The following is a 1,392-nucleotide window of genomic DNA, read 5'->3' as shown; positions in this document are numbered from 1 at the left end:
CCTTAAGGTGGTTATTGCGGCGGGGCTCACCTCTTCCCATCCCGAACAGAGTAGTTAAGCCCGCCTGCGCAGATGGTACTGCAGTTATGTGGGAGAGTATGTCGTCGCCTTTCTTTTTAAAAACCCTATCCAAATCGGATAGGGTTTTTTGTTTTATATGGGTTTTTTTTAAGAAAAACGATGCTTATTAAATCTTCTGAAATTCTTAGGAATTGCAATAAATGTCAAGTCAATCTTTGTGGTTAAAAAATAGACCGCGGATTGTGCTGATTCGCTACGCGAAAACGCGGATTGGAACGGATTTTTTCTGTCTACCATAAACTGCGTTAGGGATGGCAGCGGTATCCTTTTGCGGTACCTTTAATCTTCTAATAATCTCCAAAAACTTTTATCGCAAAAGATTTAGCGAACAGCCCGACCCGGAGGGGAACGTCCCTGAATAAAATTATTACCGTAAAATAACTTTAATGATATATTGTATTCTCGATGTCTAAAATCGCGGGTGATGTCTGCAATATTCTATTTACGCCAAATATTGTCCCAGGCTTCGTAAAAGAGGGGGTTAAATATGAATTAAAACCCTGAAATTCTATTCCGTTTGAATTATAGCTTGCGGTTTTAGCTGCGGGCTTGTGATAATGATGTATTGCGGAAACTTTTGGATTGGTAGAAATTAAGTAGGGATATTAGATAATCTGAATGAGGAGGATTTTATATTTCTAACAGTTCTGAATTTTGATCTTGATGTTTTTTGTTTTGGTGATGAATGATTCGTCGGGAAGTGTTTTAGCTTTTGTTTATATCAGGATATAATTTAAATAATAGGTTGATGTATTCTGTGTGGTTTTGGGTTGTTTTATGGAAGAAGTTTTGTCTCCTGGTTGTTGATGCTTTTAAGTGTGTTTTCGTTCAGGGGTGTTATTGCGTGAGAATTTGTATTTGGTTTTATCTATAATACTATGTTTTGATCTTAAAGGTATAGATGGGTTATTTGGTAAAAGGAATAAAAGACAAGTGAAAATTACTATGCTGGTAGGTTGAATTGATTTGGAGGTGATGGTAAGTAAAGTTTTGAAGCTAGTAAAATCGGGGTGTTTGGAAAGATGGAATTATCCTAAAAGAGATTCACTAAAGAAAATTCTTTCAAAACTAAAAGCAGGTTAAATTGTAAAAGTGGTGTTATCAGAGTGTTAACAAAAAGTTTTCAAAAACATCAAAAATACTTGTCTAAAAAGCTTGTGAAAGCGAATAAAGTGTCTACTTTCGCACCCGCAACAGCGACAGACGTTCACCGAAATACTGGCAAGAAAGAGAATTAAAACGAAAAGAAATTTTCAAATAAAAATTCAAAAAAGCTTGCGAGAATGGAAAACGGATATTACATTTGCACCC

1 rRNA gene is annotated in these 1,392 nt (G+C 35.8%); it reads left to right on the top strand.

The features are described from left to right. Positions 1-3 precede the first annotated feature (3 nt). Positions 4-113: ribosomal RNA gene (gene rrf / locus ACN1CN_RS22715) — 5S ribosomal RNA — on the top strand. Positions 114-1,392: the final 1,279 nt, after the last annotated feature.

The organism is Flavobacterium sp. T12S277 (assembly GCF_048514875.1).
Taxonomy (GTDB): domain Bacteria; phylum Bacteroidota; class Bacteroidia; order Flavobacteriales; family Flavobacteriaceae; genus Flavobacterium.
Note: the sequence above shows the minus strand (reverse complement) of the source record. Positions and strands in the feature narration are given on the sequence as shown.